Source organism: Sphingomonas sp. BE123 (assembly GCF_031456015.1).
Taxonomy (GTDB): domain Bacteria; phylum Pseudomonadota; class Alphaproteobacteria; order Sphingomonadales; family Sphingomonadaceae; genus Sphingomonas.
In genome coordinates, this window is sequence record NZ_JAVDTW010000001.1 from 1146178 (window position 1) to 1163189 (window position 17012).

The window sequence follows — 17012 nt, forward strand, 5'->3', positions numbered from 1 at the left end:
CGTCCTCCCCCTTCATGCTTCAACCTTTCCTCCCCCTCCGTCGCCTTCGGCGCCACCTCCCCCTGGCGGGGGAGGATTGGAAGCCCTAGCGGCAGGCCCGCCACCCCATCGCGCCGCGTTCGGCCTGGTCGAAGTGAAAATGGTCGCGATGCGCTTCATTGTAATCGGGTGACAGCACGGTCGCGAACAGGTCGCACCCGCCGTCGCGCACCGCGCGCAGGAATTGCGCTTTCGGCCCCTCCCCCGCCCAGTCGCCGATCAGCGTGATGCGCGTGCCATCGGCGAGGCGGAAGGCAGCAATGTCGACCGCGTCGGCGGTGGCGTGCTCGCTCCAGCTGGCGCCTTCGCGATTGTACATGCGGCGGCAATTATAGCTGCCGAAATGCTCGATCTCCGCGACGCGCTGACCGAAGATGCGCTGGGCGGCGGGCTGGACGACTTCCCATTCCCACACCGCCAGCCCCGCCGCGACCGGGCAGGACACGCCGAGATCGGCGGGCGCAAAGCCGATGCGGCGCGGCCCGCCCTTGGTGAAGCGCACCGCGTCGGTATAGCCGCACCCCTCCCATTCGATGCGCGCAGGCAGCGCGGTGTAACGGATGCCGGCCTTGTCGAGCACGGCGCGGCAAGCGGGGAAATCACCGGTCAGGGCAGTGAGCTTGCGTCCGGTGAACATGCCGATGGGCTGGGACAGGTCGAGCTTGGTCCAGGGCAGATCCTGGGGCCGGTTGCGCAGCATCGCATAGACGAGCAGCGCCAGCGTCAGCAGCAGCGCGGCGATGATGACCGCGCCGACGGTGGTGCGCAGCGCCTTCATGCGCGCAGTGCGGCGGTGAGCGGCTGGGACGTGACCGGATAGCCCAGCCCGTCGGGAATGCAGAGATGGTCCACGCCGTCGCGCACCTCGATCCAGGGGGTTATCGTCTCGATCGGATGCGCCCGCGCATCGGCGACCGCATCGTCGAAGCTGTTGAACAATGCCAGCCGCTCAAGGTTGCGGCGCGTGGGGAAAATCATCCGCACCTTGCCCGCATCGGCGGCGGCGAGCGTGTCCCGCGCGCTCGACCAGAAGAGCTGGCTGTTTTCATTGCCGTCCACCGCCGGATCGGGCGCGCCGTCGGGCCAGCGCGCGAGGTAGAAGCGCGTGTCGAAGATGCGATGCGCGACGCCCTGATGCGGCAGCCAGCGCGCGAAGGGGGTGAGCGCGGCGGGGTTGAAGGTGCCGCCCGCGATCACCTCCCCGAACGGGATGCCGTCATAGAGCGCGCGCCGTGCGGCGGGCAGGTCGGGCAGATCGACGCCGATCGCCACCCCGGCCTCCTCGATGGTTTCGCGCACCGCCGCGACCCGCGCGGCAAGGTCGTCGGGGTCGCCGTCGAGCGTCGCGGCAAAGGCGTGGTCGCCCGCATCCACCCGCCCGCCGGGAAACACCACCGCCCCACCCGCGAACCGCATCGCCGCCGAGCGTTCGAGCATCAGCAACTCGGGCGGGCCGTCGCTACGCTCGCGGAAGACGACGAGGGTTGCGGCGGGGATGGGGGTGAGGTCTTCGGGCATTGGGGAGAGGTGTATGGGGTGGGGGGCGGATGGGCAATGTGTGTGGTGACGCGGCGACTAAGCCCGTTTCGTCACCCCCGCGAAGGCGGGGGCCCATCTCCTGCAGGATCGGCACATCGAACCGGTGCGTTTCGAGCATTGTCCGGGAGATGGGCCCCCGCTTTCGCGGGGGTGACGGGTTGGTTGCGTGACTACATTTGTCTGCGAGCCTGAACGCTATGGCAGCGCCCTTGCGGAAAGTCGCCGGATCATCGCATATTGCACAGATGGCTCAACCCCCCGTCTAAAGAAGAGCGAATGGAGCTTCGTCGCGCGACGGGGAACAGAGCGCTGCCTGTGATGACAGGCGTTCCCTACCACCGAGGGCCGATCTGCCTTTGGCCCCACGCCTGCTTCGACTGTCAGAAGTCGTGGAAGTTGCCGGACGAGGCGATTGGCAAGTGCCCCGAATGTGGCGTCACGCTTCATTCAATGGGGCGTGCGTTCAAGGTGCCCAAGAAATCCGACAACGAGCAATGGGCCAAGGTTCGCGCCCTTTGGTTTGCGGGATTTCGCTTTGTGAATCACACGCGCTGGCGAGAGGTAGAGCCGTTCCCAGAGCGCTTGCGGGAGGTTGACGAGTTCGTCCGCCGGAACTCGCAGCACCCATTCCGGGTGACAGCGCCGAACGGCAGCTAACGACCCAAGCCCCCCTAAAACAACACCGCCTGCTCCCCGCCCACCCGCTCCCTCGGCGCAGTCCGAAACACCGCCGCCGCTGCACGCAGCATCTGGGCGGTGAGGACGAGCGGTCTGGGGCCGTCAGGACCGCGGCGGTGCGGTCGATTCGCGGACGGTCAGCGACGGGGTGACGACCACCGGCGTGTCCAGCGCGGCGCGGCAGGCGCGTGCGCCGATGATCAGCTCCACTGCACGCGCGGTCACCGCCGCAATCGGCTGTTCGACCGCGGTGAACGGTGGATGCGCGAAGCGGACCACCGGCGTGTCGTCGAAGCTGACGATCGACAGGTCGTGGGGAACGGACAGACCGCGTGCGCGCGCGACTTCCAGCGTGGCCAGCGCCATCTGGTCGTTGCTGGCGATGATCGCGGTGGCACCGGCGTCGATCAGCTGCGGGGCGCAGAGGCGACCGGATTCGATGCTGAAATCGCCCTGCGCCAGCATCCCTTCGGTGGAGAGGCCCGCTTCGGCCATCGCCGCGCGCCAGCCATCGACGCGCCAGCCGCTGAGTTCATATTCGAGCGACCCGGCGATGAAGCCGATCCGCGTATGGCCCAGCTCGATCAGGTGCCGCGTCGCCATCGCTGCGGCAAGATCGTCGCCCATGGTCAGCCGGAAGCCCGGCCCCGGCGCGAGCGAGCCGATCCGCGCCAGATCGATCCCCGCCGCGTCGAGCAGCGCGATGATCTCAGGGTTCGCCGAGTGCGGCGGGGTCAGCAGCACGCCGTCGGGCTGAAGCGCGGCGATGGCGGCGGACAGCTCACGCTCGATATGGTCGCTGTGCGTGTCGACCAGCTCGACGATCAGGCGATAGCCATGTTCGGCGCAAGTGAGCATGCCGCCGAGCAGCATCTGATCGACCCAGTCGGTGCCCTCGCGCGATTTCCAGCCCTCAATCGTGCGTTCGCGATCGTTGAGCGCCATGATGAGATAGGAGCGCGACCCGCTCATCCGCTGCGCGGCGATCGACGGAACATAGCCGAGCTTGGCGATCGAGGCCTGCACGCGTTCCATCATCTCGGGCCGAACGTTCGGCTCCTTGTTGATTACGCGGCTCACCGTCTGCAGCGAGACCCCGGCGTCCGCTGCAACATGCTTGATCGTGACCGCCTGCTTGCGACGCGCCATCAGGCCGCTGCGGGCTCGGATGCGCCGCAATAGCGGGCGACATAGGCGGCATGGGCGGGAAGCCCGGCGACGGTGCGCGCGACGTCCTGGCGGATCATGCCAAGCAGCCGGTCGAGCTCATCATCGTTGAGCCGGCCCGCGATCGGGTGCCAAGCCTTTGGCTCAATCCCCTGCCCCAGCATCACCTGAACCCAGCTGTTTTCGGCGAACAGCTCTTCATTGCGGCGGAACACGCGCGCGGTTTCGCGGAACAGCTCGATCTTTTGCGCGAGGCTGTCGGGCACGTCCATCGCGGCACACTGGCGCCAGAAGGGGGAGTCGCGGCGGTCGGTGACCTTGTAATGCAGGATCAGGAAGTCACGGATCTGCTCCATGTCCTGAAACTGCTGGTCGTTGAATTCGGCGATGTCGCGCGGGCTGATCGCGCCCTGTGGCATCATCCGGATGAGGCGCAGGATCGCGCGCTGGATCAGGTGGATCGAGGTCGATTCAAGCGGCTCCATGAACCCGCCCGACAGGCCGATGGCGATGCAGTTGCGGTGCCACTGCTTGCGCCGCGCGCCGGTCTGAAACCGGATCCTGTTGGGCGGGGTGAGCGGCTCACCCTCGATATTGCCGAGCAGCCGTTCGAGCGCGGCGTCATGGTCGAGATAGCGGCTGCAATAGACGATGCCGTTGCCGGTGCGGTGCTGGAGCGGGATGCGCCACTGCCAGCCGGCATCATGCGCCATCGCCCGGGTATAGGGAACCGGCGGGCGGACATTGGGCGTCTGCAACGCGATCGCGCTGTCGCACGGGAGCCAATGGGTCCAGTCGTCATACCCGGCGTGCAGCGCGCCCTCGATCAGCAGCGCGCGAAAGCCGGTGCAGTCGAGGAACAGGTCACCCTCGACCCGGCGGCCGCCGTCGAGCTCCAGCGCGGCGATGTCGCCGGTCTCGCCGTTCAGTTCGACGCGGGCGATCTTGCCCTCGATCCGGGTGACGCCGTCGGCCTCCGCCATCTGGCGCAGGAAGCGGGCGTAGAGGCCGGAATCGAGCTGATAGGCGTAGTTGACCTTGTTGTCGGGGAGCTGCGCGAACTTGCTCTGCAGCGCGGCAACGAGTTCGAGGCAGTAATCGTCATAGGACTGAGTGTGCCCGCGCGCGCGGCCCTCCAGCCAGTAATGCTGGAAGCCGGCGGCCCAGTGATCCTTTCCGGTGTAGCCGAAGCTGTGGAAATAGCGGTCGCCGGGCTGTTTCCAATTGTCGAACAGGATGCCGAGCTTGAACGTCGCCTGGGTGGCGCGCATGAACTCGGCCTCGTTGATCCCGAGCAGACGGTTGTAGACGACGAGCGGGGGAATCGTGGACTCGCCGACACCAACGGTGCCGATCGCTTCGGATTCGACCAGGGTCACATCAACGGTGGGGCCCATCGTCCGCGCCAGTGCGGCGGCGGCCATCCATCCGGCGGTGCCGCCACCGGCGACGACGATACGCTTGATCATGGGGTTCCTCATCGGCTGAGCTGCCGCAGCAGATAGGTGCGGATGCGCGACGCGGTGTCGGGAGTCAGCGGGTCGAGAATGCTGCGCCCACCCTCCGGGATATGCGCGGTGACCGCATCGTCATTGTCGAACACATAATGGTCGAACAGGTCGCGCCAATGCGCCTTTTGCGCCGGCGGCAGGTCGCGGATCGCGAGCAGCGCGTGGTTGAGTGCGTCCTGCGGCGTGCCGAGCCAGGCCGGGGTGTCGCGCCACCAATAGTTGAGCAGGATGTTGAACGGCTCCAGCCCCTCGACATGGTGATACCACATCGACGGGATGTGCAGCGCGTCGCCGGGCTCCAGCTCGACGACCTGCGCATGCGCCAGCGCTTCGCGGAACTTGGGATGCGCGGCGAAATCGGGATTGCTGAAATCGACCATGCTGACCGTGCGCCCGGCGGGGGTATTGTCGAGCGGACCGAGATAGAGGTTGCGGAACTGTTCGGGCGGGAACAGCGTGAAGCGGCGGCGTCCGGCGGCAACGCAGGCGAGGTTCGCCGGCATGTCGTTATGCGCCGCGATACGCGTGCGCGTGCCGATCCAGATGCTGGCGAGGCATTGCCGGTCGCCCAGATCGACCTGGTTTTCGGCGTGCAGCCCCTGAAAGAAATCATGCACGTCGATCGAGGCAAGGTAGATTGGCGGCGCGGCGGGATCGCCCTCGGTCGCGTCGATCTTGGCGAAAATCTCGGGCAGCTTGGCGCGCACGACCTGAAAATTCATGCCCATCGCCGCGTCGTAGAACAGCCGCCCGTCGCTGCCCGGCTGTCCCACCGAAACGGTGAAGCGCGTGTCGCGGCGGCGGCGCAGCAGATAGTCGCGCGCGGCGCGGCCCGATTCCAGCCCGGCCTGGACCAGCGGCCAGTCGCGCACCAGCCCGCGCACCACAAAGGGCGCGGTCGCGACGCGCAGCTGCGCGTCGAGCGCGGCAGCGTCCGCCACCGCGACCTCCGGCACCGCGGCCAGGCCGCTGAACAGGCCGGGATCGGCCTCAGCCATCGGCCATCCGCCGGTTCTTGCGCCCGACCAGCGCCGCGATCTTGCCAATCGACGCGACCGCCATGAACAGCGGCATCAGATGCCCGTCGCGATGAAGCTCACCCAGCGCGTCGCCGTCGAGTGCGCGCAGGCGGTCTTCGTTCACGGCATGGAATCCGACCAGCCGATGCGTGGAACCGGTGTCGAGCGTGATCTCGAAGGTGAGCGGTTCTAGCAGGTCGTGCCGGCGGAGCGCCGCAAAGAAATCGGCCGCGCCCTGCCACCCCGCGTCAAGCGCGCCAAGCTGTTCGGCCACGGTTTCGAGATAGGGGGTCGGGCGGCCATGTTCGTCGAACACGCGCACCCCTTCATCGGCGGCGCCAGCGCCGGCGATCCGCGCGCTGGCCATGTCGACATGCACCTGCTTGGCACCGCTCGCACCAGGCGCGCCGCCGATCAGGAACGGCTGGATATCGATCGCCAGCGGGACGTAATCGGCATCCCAGTGCGCACCGTCGAGGAACAGATTCTCGCCCTCCTCAAACCCGAACAGCGCAACCGCGACGATCTCGTCACGCTCGATATTGCGGCGGAACAGGATCGGGTAATGCGCCTGAACCTGGCGAAATTCGTCGGGCACGGTGACGCACGACATCACGGCATCGCCGCGATCCGCGCCGCGATCGCGACGAATGCGCAGCCCGGCATGGGCTTCGGCAGTGAGGACTTGGTGATCGGTCATAGGGTCTCCATCGCCGTGCGTGGCGCGGCGGCGCGCAGGGCGTCAAGATAGGCACGGTTGGTCGGCAGGCTGGCGGCAAGCGCGCGGGCGCGCTGGCTCGCCTGCGCCATGGCACGGATCGCACCATCGGCATCGACGCCGACCGGCCCCGCCGGCGGCGCGGCATGGCCCATGCCGTACAGGACATATTGATAGCTGGCCGCGGGGAAAATCTCGTCGACCGCATCGAAATCCGTCGCTGCCGGCGGCTGGTGCCGCCACAGCGTCAGCAGCTCGGCCAGCCGGTCCGGGATCGAGGCCGGGTCGCGGTGCGCGCGCCAATAAGGGTCATCGCGCTGGCTGAGCACATAATGAAGCTTCAGAAACTCGACGATGCGGTCCCAGCGATAGCGGAACAGCGCGTTGAAGCGACGCGCCTGGATATCCATCACCCCGCGCTGGGCCGGAAAATTGGCGACCAGCGCGTCCAGCGCGAGTTCGATGAGCACGATCGCCGATGCCTCGAGCGGCTCGAGGAACCCGGCCGACAGGCCAATGGCCACGCAGTTGCGCTCCCAGAAGCGCGCGCGGTGCCCCGACCGGAAGGTCAGCCGGCGCGCGCCGAGTTCAGCCGGATCGCGTCCGAGATAGGCGGCGAGCGCTTCCGCCGCCGCATCATCGTCCATGAAGGCCGAGGCATAGACGCACCCGACCCCGCGCCGGGTGGGCAGGCCGATGTCCCAGATCCAGCCGGCGCGATGCGCGGTGGCGTCGGTCTGCGACGCGATCGGCGAACCGGGCGCCACCGGAACCTGCACGGCAAGCGCGCGATCGTTGAACAGGACATCGCTGCGATCGATCAGCGGCACGTCGAACTGCCCGCCGATCAGCAGCGCGGCATGGCCGGTGCAGTCGAGAAACAGGTCGCCGGGGATCGCCCCGTGATCGCGGGTGCGCAGCGCGCGCAGATCGCCATCGGGCGCCGCATCGACCCCGGTGATGTGATCGCGGACATGGCGGACCCCAAGCCGGTCGACCCCATGGCGCGCGAGCAATGCAGCCAGCTTGGCCGCGTCGAGATGATAGGCGTAGTTGAGCGCACCGCCATAGCCCGCCATCGCGCGCTGGCGCGGGGCGAGGTTGAGGTCGCAGATGCGCGGTTGAACCGAGACGGCCGACGCGAATGGCTGATCCGGCAGCGCCTGCTGCCAGCCGCGCACCAGTGCGCGCGCGTCGCTGTCGGCGGGTGGGGTGAAGGGGTGGTAATAGGAATCGCCGGGCAGTCCGGTGGTCCAGCCGACAAAGCGCGACCCCTGTTTGAACGCGGCGTCGCACGCGGTGAGGAACGCCGCTTCGTCGATGCCGATCCGCTGCAGCGTGCGCCGCATGGTCGGCCAGGTCCCCTCCCCCACGCCGATCGTCGGCACATCGGGCGATTCGACCAGGGTAATCGTCGCGCCGGGGACGCGCGCGGCGAGCAGGCAGGCCGCGAGCCATCCGGCGGTGCCCCCGCCGGCGATGACGATCCGTGTCGCGCCCTCACCCACCTGTGCCTGTCCCGTCCGCAATAGTCCTGCCGCTTCAGTCCGGCCGATCCGCGTTATGGCACCCCCGAAAAAAAGGGCCACCCTCGCTGGAGGGTGGCCCGGGGGGGAACGGGTCAGAAGTTGAAGCGAATGCCGCCCATGTAGCGGGCAAAGCCCGGCTGAGCGAAGGTCACCATATTCTCGTTCCGGCGGTGGCCGCGGCGGCCTTCACCGGTCAGGTTGATGCCCTCGGCATAAGCGGTGAGGCCCGGCAGGAACTCGTAGCTGATGCTGGCATCGAACTGGCCATAGGCTTCGACATAGGTCGGGTTCGGATTGCCGCCGGCGTAGAATTTGTCGCGCCAGTTATACGCGACGCGCGCCTGCAGCCCGGCCTTGTCGTAGTAGAGCACCGCGTTCGCACTGTCGCTCAACCCCGCCAGCGCGAACTGGCCGATATTGGGGTTGGCGGCGTTGTCGAACTCGGCGTCGCCACGCACGATCGTGTAGTTGAGCTGCGTACCGAAGCCGGTGTCCCAGAAAGCATGCTGGATCGCGAACTCGAAGCCGTACAGCGTTGCCGTCTGGTCCGAGTTGAACGGCGTGCCGACCCGGAAGTCGACCAGCCCGTCCTCGGGCAGACCGAAGATGCGGCCTTGGTAATAGCCGTTCACGTCGAGGATCGGTTGCCCCATCGCATCGCGTGTGACTTCAACCCCGCTGAAGTTGCGCAGGATATAGTCGCGGATGCGCGAAACGTCGGTGGTGCCGCCCAGCGCCGCCTGTGCCGCGCGGAAGCGCGGACCATCGGCCGGATTGCGCAGATCGAATGCCGACCGCTCCACTTCCTGCGAGTTGATGAAGTTCTTCACCGTCTTGCGGAAATAGCCGGCCGAAACGTAGCTGGCCGGGGCGTAATACCATTCCAGCGACACATCGATGTTGCGCGACAGGAACGGCACCAGGTTCGGGTTGCCCTGAAGCCCGCCGCCGCCGGCGATGCCGAACTGACGGTTGAGCGTCAGACCGCCCTGCAGACTGTTATAGTCGGCGCGGGTGATGGTGTGGCTGTACGACGCACGGAACTTGACGTTCTCGATCGGCTCGATGTCGAAATCGATCGCCGGGAGCCAGTTGTCGTAGCTGCCCTTGGTGGTCAGGAAGTCGCTGGCGGTGCCATAGTTGATGTTGAACTCGCCCGCCGCGTTCCACGAGGTCCCGACCGGGATCGGCGTCAGCGATGCCGACGCGACCGTGGTCTGGTCGTAGCGGACACCGGCGATGATGTGCGCATCACCCGCGCCGACCTGGAACTTCGTGTTGATCTGGACGAACGGCGAGATCGTCTTTTCCTGGATCCGGCGATCGGTTTCATAGGGAGCGAGGCAGTTGCCGTCGCCGCCGCAGACGCCGAAGCGGTTGTTCAGGATTTCGACCATCCGCTCGAAATCGAACCGGTAATAGGCCGGAATGATGCCCGCGTCGGACCCGCTCAGGCCCGGGAACTTGTCGGGCAGCGAGACCAGGGTGAACAGATCGTCGGGAAGATCCGCCGCGGTACCCAGGCCGCCCCAGGTATCGTTCTGGACGAAGCCATAGGCCGAACGCACCTTGTTCTCGACATAGGAGAAGCCGAAGTCGATCGAATCGAGGAAATCGCCGTCATGGTCATAGCGACCATTGAGCTGGACCTGATTGATCTCGTCCTTGAAATAGGCGTTGCGGAACGAGTTGCCGGTCGCGGTGATCAGCGCCGGGTTCAGCGCGTCGATCCCCGGCTGCATCGTGTAGGACAGGACCGGCAGCTGCTGGGTGAAGTCGACCGTCTGCGATGCAACACCGAACACGGCCGAACCGACCGAGGTGCTGGTGCCATACTGGTTGGTCGGCTTCGATTCCGCGGTCGAATGATGCGCGTCGAGCGTGATCGTGACGCCGCCGGGCGCTTCCCACTTCAGGTTGCCGCCGAACGACTTGTTCTCGGACTCGTTTGCGGTCAGCGATCCGCTGTACGACAGGTCCTTACCCGGGCCGAACCGCTCGGTGTAGAAGACCGGACCGGCGGCGGGGCCGTCGGTCCATTCGGACGAAGTGTCGCCGAAGTTGAACCAGATGCCGACGCTACTGTCGCGTGCCTCGACGCGGTTGCGCGAATAGGTGAAGTCGAACGTCGCGGTGAGCGAGTCGATCGGGCGGACCTGCAGCACGACCTGACCGTTGATGCGCTCACGCTCGATATCGGTGAGGTTGTAGGCCGCGCTCTGCGGCACTTCATAGACTTCGGTCGGACCCGGGCGATTGACGACATTCGGCCCCTCCGGCCCGAGCGTACCCCAGTCATTCTCGTTGCCTAGGAAGGAGTTGCCAAAGCCGACCGAGCCAGTGTTCACGCTGGCGTTGCGCTTCTGATAGACGCCCGAGACGAGGATGCCGATCTGGTCCTCGACGCCGAAGGTCGTGCTGAACACGCCCGACACTTCCGGGGTGATCTTGTCGCCTTCGTTGAGCGAGGTGTCGAGCACCCCCTTCACCGACACCGACCCGCGCATGCCCGGACGATCGAGCGGACGCGGCGTCTTGATGTTGATGGTCGAACCGATACCGCCCGAGGCGACAGCGGCGCGGCCGGTCTTGTAGACCTCGACGCCGGCAATGCCTTCCGAAGCGAGGTTGGCGAAATCGAACGAGCGCGACGCGGGCGCGCTGGCGCCATCGCCCAGCGTCGAGGTCGGCATCTGGCGACCGTTCAGCGTGACGAGGTTATATTCGGGGCCGAAGCCGCGCACGGTGACGGTCGAACCTTCGCCGTTCGAGCGGTCGATCGACACGCCGGTGATGCGCTGCAGCGATTCGGCAAGGTTGGTGTCGGGGAACTTGCCGATATCCTCGGCCGAGATCGCATCCACGACGCCCTGTGCGTCGCGCTTGATGTCGACCGCAGCCTGAAGGCTGGCACGAATACCGGTGACGACGATTTCCTCGCCCTCATCCGCCGGCGCTGCCGCGTCCACATCCTGTGCAAATGCCGGCGCGGTCGCGATTGCCAGCGTCGAAACGCCGATCACCAGTCGCGAAAGCGCGCGCGCCTTAAGGTCACGCATCCCCAATCCTCCCCATCCAGCCGCGCGCCATTCGCGCTTGCTTTGAGAACGTTCACTTGAACCTGTTGTACAACGTTGTCAAGCGACGACATTCGTGGCAGGCCAATAGGGAAAGCGCCGAAATCCGCTATTGTGAACGTTCTCAATTCATGCTGTCTGGTGCGCAAGCGGCGCCCGACAGAGCAAAGCGCGGCGCAGCACAGACCGGGAGAGTGATGGATGACGAGGATGATTGCGGCATTGTTGTCGGCGGCCGCGCTGAGTGCGCTGACCTCAACCTCGGTCGCCCAGGAGGCGCGCAGCACCGCCGCCAAGCCGGCGGTACCGGCCAAGCAGGCGCGGGCCCGGGCCGACGCGATCGTCGCGAAGCTGACGCTCGATGAAAAGATCCTGCTGGTCCATGGCCTGTTCCCGCCGATGGCCGGCGGCAAGACGCGCGAAGACCTGATCCCGTCGGCGGGGCATATCGACGGCGTGCCGCGCGTCGGCATTCCGGTGGTGCGCGAAAGCGATGCCTCGCTCGGCGTCGCCAACCAGGTCGAACAGCGCAAGGGCGATGTCGCCACCGCCCTCCCCTCCAGCCTCGCCACCGCCGCGACCTTCGACCCCGAGATCGCGCGCGCGGGCGGCGCGGTGATCGGCGCAGAGGCGCGCGCCAAGCGCTTCAACGTGCTTCTCGCGGGCGGCGTCAACCTGACGCGCGACCCATGGGGCGGGCGCAATTTCGAGTATCTGGGCGAAGACCCGCTGCTCGCCGGCGAGCTGGGCGGCGCGCATATCGCGGGCGTCCAGTCGAATCGCATCGTGTCCACGATCAAGCATTTCGCGCTCAACGCGCAGGAGACGGGCCGCATGGTGCTCGATGCGCAGATCGACGAGGCGGCATTGCGCGAGAGCGACCTGCTCGCGTTCCAGATCGCGATCGAGAAGGGCAAGCCCGGATCGGTGATGGCCGCGTACAACAAGGTCAACGGCCATTGGGCGTCGGAGAATGATTTCCTGCTGAACCGGGTGCTCAAGCGCGACTGGAACTATCCCGGCTGGGTGATGAGCGATTGGGGCGGTGTGCACACCACGGTGAAGGCCGCGATGGCGGGGCTCGACCAGCAATCGGGCCAGGAACTGGACAAGGCGATGTTCTTCGACGCGCCATTGAAGGCCGCGGTCGAAAAGGGCGAGGTGCCGATGGCGCGGCTCGACGACATGGTCGCACGCTATCTGACGGGGCTGATCCAGACCGGCGTGTTCGACACGCCCGCCCCCGCCACCGCCCAGCCGATCGATTATGCCGCCAATGCCGACGTGGCGCAGCGCGCGGCCGAAGCCGGGATCGTCCTGCTCAAGAATGACGGGGGCATCCTGCCGCTGGCGGCGAGCGCGAAGAGGATCCTCGTCATCGGCGGCGGCGCGGATGTCGGCGTGCTGTCGGGCGGTGGCTCCAGCCAAGTGCGATCGGTCGGCGGCGCGCCGATCGAAATCCCGCTCGCTTATGGTGGCTCGGCCTCGTTCGCGCGGATCACCTACCATGCCTCCTCGCCCGTGGCCGCGCTGCGCAAGGCGGCGCCGGGCGCCCAGGTCGAGTTCACCGATGGCCGCAACCTGAACGCGACGCTCGACGCCGCAGCCAAGGCCGACATCGTCATCATGTTCGCCACGCAATGGACCACCGAAGCCGACGACGTCCCCAATCTGCGCCTGCCCGATCATCAGGATGCGCTGATCGGTGCGGTGTCGCGGGCGCAGCCCAAAACCGTCGTCGTGCTCACCACCGGCGGTCCCGTGACGATGCCGTGGATCGAACAGGTCCCGGCCGTGCTGCAGGCCTGGTACCCCGGCCAGCGCGGCGGCGAGGCGATCGCCAATATCTTGACCGGCAAGGTCAACCCGTCGGGCCGCCTGCCGATCACCTTCCCCGCGCGCGAGGCACAGGCGCCGCGTCCCACCCCCGTCGGCCTCGACCTGCTCAGCGGGCTTGAGCGCGCGGCTGCGGCCAATCCGGCGGCGGGCGGCGATTTCAGCCTCAAGACCTTTCCGGTCACATATCAGGAGGGGAGCGACGTGGGCTATCGCTGGTATGAAAAGCAGGGCAACACGCCGCTCTTCGCCTTCGGCCATGGGCTAAGCTACACCAGTTTCGCCTATGCCCAGCCGCAGGTAAGCGGGGGCAAGACGCTGACCGTCAGCTTCACCGTCACCAACACCGGCCAGCGCGCCGGTGCGGACGTACCGCAGCTCTATGTGACCCGCGACGGATCGGGCAAGCCGATGCGGCTCGCCGGGTTCCAGCGCGTGACGCTGAACCCGGGCGAATCGCGTCGCGTAACGCTGACGGCCGAGCCGCGCATCCTTGCCGACTACGACACCAGCCTGCCCGGCTGGCGGATCGCAGGGGGCAGCTATCGCGTCGCCATCGCCCGCGATGCGACGGACCGATCGATGACGCTCACCACCACGCTCGACGCGGCGACGATGAAGCCCTAGCCATCGGAAAACGGGTAGCCTCCGACGCGCCCGATCTGGTGGAGCGGGTGACGGGCGAACAGATGACAGGCAGCGCGACGTGGCGCGGGACGGGTTTCATCCTGCTCGTCGCGCTCGCCAATGCGGGCGGCGTCATCGCGTTCCTGCCGCTGCTCAGCCTGTTGCTGCCGGTCCGGATCGCCGAGATTGCGGGCGAGGCGCGGATTGGCCTGTTCACCGCCACCGTCATCGCCGGCGCGCTGGCGGCGAGCATCGCCAACATCGCCTTTGGCTGGGCCAGCGACCGGTCCCGCGCGCGCGGTGGCGGACGCCGCCGCTGGGCAGCGCTCGGGCTCGTGCTGCTCGCCCTGTCCTTCGTCGCAGTCGCCGTGGCGGCGACGCCGGCCGCGATCATCGTTGCGATTATCCTGTTCCAGGTCGCGGTCAACGCCCTGCTCGCCCCGCTGTTCGCGATCATGGCGGACGAGGTGCCCGGCGCTCAGATGGGCGTGGCCGGGGGGCTGATCGCGCTCGGTTCCCCTCTCGCATCGGCGGTCGGGGCAGCGATGATCGCCCTCGCCCTGCCCGGCGACGGCGCCAAGCTGGCCTTCATTCTCGCAATGGTGCTGATCTGCGTCGTGCCGCTGCTGCGCCTGCCGCCGGTCCCGGCCGCTGTCATCCCTGCCGCCACCGCGCCGCGCCTTGCCGGGCGCGATCTGGCGGTGGCGTGGCTGTCGCGCCTGCTGGTCCAGATCGCGGGGAACGTCCTGTCGCTTTATCTCGTCTATTATTTCGTGAGCATCGATCCCGGCCTGTCCGCCGCCAGACAGGTCGGCCCGATCGGTCAGCTGATGACGATCGCCTATCTCCTCCCGCTGCCGGTCGCGGTGCTGCTCGGCCGCTGGTCGGACCGGGTCGGGCGCCGCAAGCCATTTCTGGTCGCCGCAGCGGCGCTGGCGGCGCTGGGCCTGCTCGGCCTTGCGCTGGCACGCGACTGGGCAATGGCGGCCGCTGCCTTCGCGCTCTATGCGATGGGATCTTCGGTGTTCCTGTCGATCCATTCGGGCTTCGCGATGCAGCTGCTGCCCAGCCCGGCGCATCGCGGCCGCGATCTCGGACTCATCAACCTCACCAACACCCTGCCCGCGCTGATCGGCCCGGCGCTGGCCTGGGCCCTGTCGACTCCCAGCGATTTCGGCCCGGTGATGCTGCTGCTCGCCGGGCTAACGGCAGCTGGCGGGGCGCTGGTCATCGCCATCCGCCACCAGCGCTGACCCCGCCCGCTAAAAAAACGAAGGCGTGTACGAATTTACGGCGCCAGCCGGTTGACAGCCCGAAGACGCCCCCGTAGAGGCGCTCGCCTACCCCGTGCCCAGATGGCGGAATTGGTAGACGCACCAGCTTCAGGTGCTGGCGATCGCAAGGTCGTGGAGGTTCGAGTCCTCTTCTGGGCACCAGAGGCCTTTCCGGCAACGTCCGGGAAGGTCCAGTAAGCAGCTGGTTTTACAGCATATTTTCAGTGAAAATCGCCGAATGGAATCCGGGCTCATCCACCCGAATCCATCGGCAGCACCATCAAAATGATGGTGTTTTTGATGGTGCCGGCGAGCCCTTTGGAGCTAGCACCATCATGGCACTGAACCACATCCAGATCACCAACGCTAAGCCCAGGGACAAAGCCTACAAGGTAGCCGACTCCGAGGGGCTTTACCTTCTCGTACAGCCGAACGGCGCGAAGCTCTGGCGCATGAATTACCGTCACCTCGGTCGGCAGAAGACCCTCTATTTCGGCGCCTGGCCCGAGGTGGGAATTGCAGCGGCACGCCAGCGACGGATCGAAGCGAAAGAGCAGATCGCCGCGGGACTCGATCCGTGCGCGGAAAGGAGACACGCCCGAATCGCGGAGAAGATCGCAGCCGACAATACGTTCAAGTCAGTAGCCGAGGAATGGCTCGACAAGATCGAACGGGAAGGTCGGGCGCCTGTCACGCTGGAGAAGATTCGCTGGCTGCTGGGCATGGCCTATCCCACGATCGGCAACCTGCCGATCTCAAAGGTCGTTGCACAGGACGTTCTATCCGTGTTGCGCAAGGTGGAGGCAACGGGCCGCTACGAGAGCGCCCGCCGGATGCGCAGCGTACTCAGCCGCGTTCTTCGCTATGGCATCGCAACCGCCCGAGCAGATCGCGACGTAGCGGCCGACCTTCGCGGTGCCCTCATCACGCCCAAGGTCACGCACCTTGCAGCCATCACGACACCGAAGGAAGCTGGTGCGCTGATGCGCGCGATCGACGGCTACACTGGCCACGAGATTACCGCGGTCGCACTTCAGCTATCGCCGTACTTGTTTGTCCGGCCAGGAGAGTTGCGCAAGGCCGAATGGGCCGAAATTGACGCGCAGAATGCGATCTGGTCGATCCCGGCGGAGAAAATGAAAATGCGCCGCCCGCATCGGGTGTCGCTGTCCCGACAGGTCATGGCGCATCTCGATCACCTACATACGCTCACCGGGCATGGAAAATACCTGTTTCCGTCCTTCAGGTCAGCGGACAAGCCGATGTCGGAGAACACGATCAATGCAGCGCTTCGCCGGCTTGGCTACAGTCAACAGGAGATGACCGCGCACGGCTTTCGCGCAATGGCAGCAACGCTGCTCAACGAGATGGGCATCTGGAACCCCGATGCGATTGAAAAGCAGCTCGCTCACCTCGACGGCAGCGCGGTGCGCCGCGCTTACACGCGGGGAGAATATTGGGAGGAGCGAGTCCGAATGATGCAGCACTGGTCGGACCATCTTGACCAGCTGCGTGACGGCGCAGCAATTTTTCGTCCGATCTTCGGGAGCGGAGGCGGTCGACGATAGGCTAGCCGCCGACGAGCTCCTTGAGGCTGCGATAGGGTATGAGCGTCGACCGACCGACCTTCACAGTCTCAAGATCGCCGGACTGGATAAGCTCATAAATGCGGGACCGGCTGATCCCCGTGATCTGGACCGCTGTCGCGATCCGCACCGACAATGGCTCGATCGCGACACCGCCATGCTCATGGTTCCGCGTTGGCAGGGAGGGTGAAGTCATGATTTCGCCTTCCCGCGGCTGAAACCGCGATCGCTCTCAAGAAAGGAGCGGAGCATGTAGGGGATCAGGTCAGCCACCTGCTCCGACTGACCATAGGCATCCCGATAGGCTTCCGCGTAGTCCGTCAGCAACTGGTTCAGGTCCGGCGTGATGGTGATGGTGAGCTTGATCGGCGTGCGATCAGGCAGCTTGGTGAGCTTAAGGGTTGGCATCCTT

Annotated in this window: 13 protein-coding genes and 1 tRNA gene; 4 read left to right on the forward strand and 10 right to left on the reverse strand. The window is 66.4% G+C overall.

All coding sequences use genetic code 11. From position 1 onward, the window contains the following. Window positions 1-85 precede the first annotated feature (85 nt). The 8 genes from J2Y54_RS05840 to J2Y54_RS05875 all read right to left on the reverse strand — a co-directional run bounded on the left by J2Y54_RS05840 (window position 86) and on the right by J2Y54_RS05875 (window position 11259). Entirely contained in the window at window positions 86-817 is a 732-nt protein-coding gene (locus J2Y54_RS05840) for an extensin family protein (RefSeq protein ID WP_310037700.1), read from the reverse strand. Further along, window positions 814-1557: an NUDIX domain-containing protein gene (locus J2Y54_RS05845; RefSeq protein ID WP_310037702.1), complete on the reverse strand. Its 744-nt coding sequence runs from the start codon at window positions 1555-1557 to the stop codon at window positions 814-816. Before J2Y54_RS05845 ends, J2Y54_RS05840 begins: the two co-directional genes overlap by 4 nt. Window positions 1558-2358: 801 nt before the next feature. After that, a complete protein-coding gene (locus J2Y54_RS05850) occupies window positions 2359-3405 on the reverse strand; it encodes a substrate-binding domain-containing protein (RefSeq protein ID WP_310037705.1) in 1047 nt (348 codons plus the stop codon). After that, entirely contained in the window at window positions 3405-4892 is a 1488-nt protein-coding gene (locus J2Y54_RS05855; RefSeq protein ID WP_310037707.1) for a tryptophan 7-halogenase, read from the reverse strand. Before J2Y54_RS05855 ends, J2Y54_RS05850 begins: the two co-directional genes overlap by 1 nt. Before the next feature lie 8 nt (window positions 4893-4900). Next, complete coding sequence (locus tag J2Y54_RS05860) at window positions 4901-5932, reverse strand: cupin-like domain-containing protein (protein ID WP_310037709.1); 1032 nt, start codon at window positions 5930-5932, stop codon at window positions 4901-4903. Further along, window positions 5925-6653: a SapC family protein gene (locus J2Y54_RS05865; protein ID WP_310037712.1), complete on the reverse strand. Its 729-nt coding sequence runs from the start codon at window positions 6651-6653 to the stop codon at window positions 5925-5927. The genes J2Y54_RS05860 and J2Y54_RS05865 overlap by 8 nt, the downstream gene beginning before the upstream one ends. Further along, window positions 6650-8179 (reverse strand): tryptophan halogenase family protein, encoded by a 1530-nt coding sequence (locus J2Y54_RS05870; RefSeq protein WP_405052901.1) that lies wholly within the window; start codon window positions 8177-8179, stop codon window positions 6650-6652. The genes J2Y54_RS05865 and J2Y54_RS05870 overlap by 4 nt, the downstream gene beginning before the upstream one ends. 113 nt (window positions 8180-8292) lie before the next feature. After that, window positions 8293-11259 (reverse strand): TonB-dependent receptor, encoded by a 2967-nt coding sequence (locus J2Y54_RS05875; protein WP_310037716.1) that lies wholly within the window; start codon window positions 11257-11259, stop codon window positions 8293-8295. A gap of 219 nt (window positions 11260-11478) precedes the next feature. Here J2Y54_RS05875 and J2Y54_RS05880 point away from each other — a divergent pair, with 219 nt between their 5' ends. From J2Y54_RS05880 to J2Y54_RS05895, 4 genes are all read left to right on the forward strand, one after another. Next, window positions 11479-13740 (forward strand): beta-glucosidase, encoded by a 2262-nt coding sequence (locus J2Y54_RS05880; protein WP_310037718.1) that lies wholly within the window; start codon window positions 11479-11481, stop codon window positions 13738-13740. Between the two features lie 38 nt (window positions 13741-13778). Beyond that, window positions 13779-14993, forward strand: coding sequence for an MFS transporter (locus J2Y54_RS05885; protein ID WP_310037720.1), 1215 nt, complete (start codon window positions 13779-13781; stop codon window positions 14991-14993). Window positions 14994-15089: 96 nt separating this feature from the next. Then, window positions 15090-15176 (forward strand) — tRNA-Leu (locus J2Y54_RS05890). Between the two features lie 173 nt (window positions 15177-15349). After that, entirely contained in the window at window positions 15350-16582 is a 1233-nt protein-coding gene (locus J2Y54_RS05895; protein ID WP_310038482.1) for a phage integrase central domain-containing protein, read from the forward strand. Between the two features lies 1 nt (window position 16583). Here J2Y54_RS05895 and J2Y54_RS05900 read toward each other — a convergent pair whose 3' ends face one another. Next, entirely contained in the window at window positions 16584-16796 is a 213-nt protein-coding gene (locus J2Y54_RS05900) for a helix-turn-helix domain-containing protein (protein WP_310037721.1), read from the reverse strand. Beyond that, window positions 16793-17008 (reverse strand): DUF2274 domain-containing protein, encoded by a 216-nt coding sequence (locus tag J2Y54_RS05905; protein ID WP_310037722.1) that lies wholly within the window; start codon window positions 17006-17008, stop codon window positions 16793-16795. Before J2Y54_RS05905 ends, J2Y54_RS05900 begins: the two co-directional genes overlap by 4 nt. Between the last annotated feature and the right edge of the window lie 4 nt (window positions 17009-17012).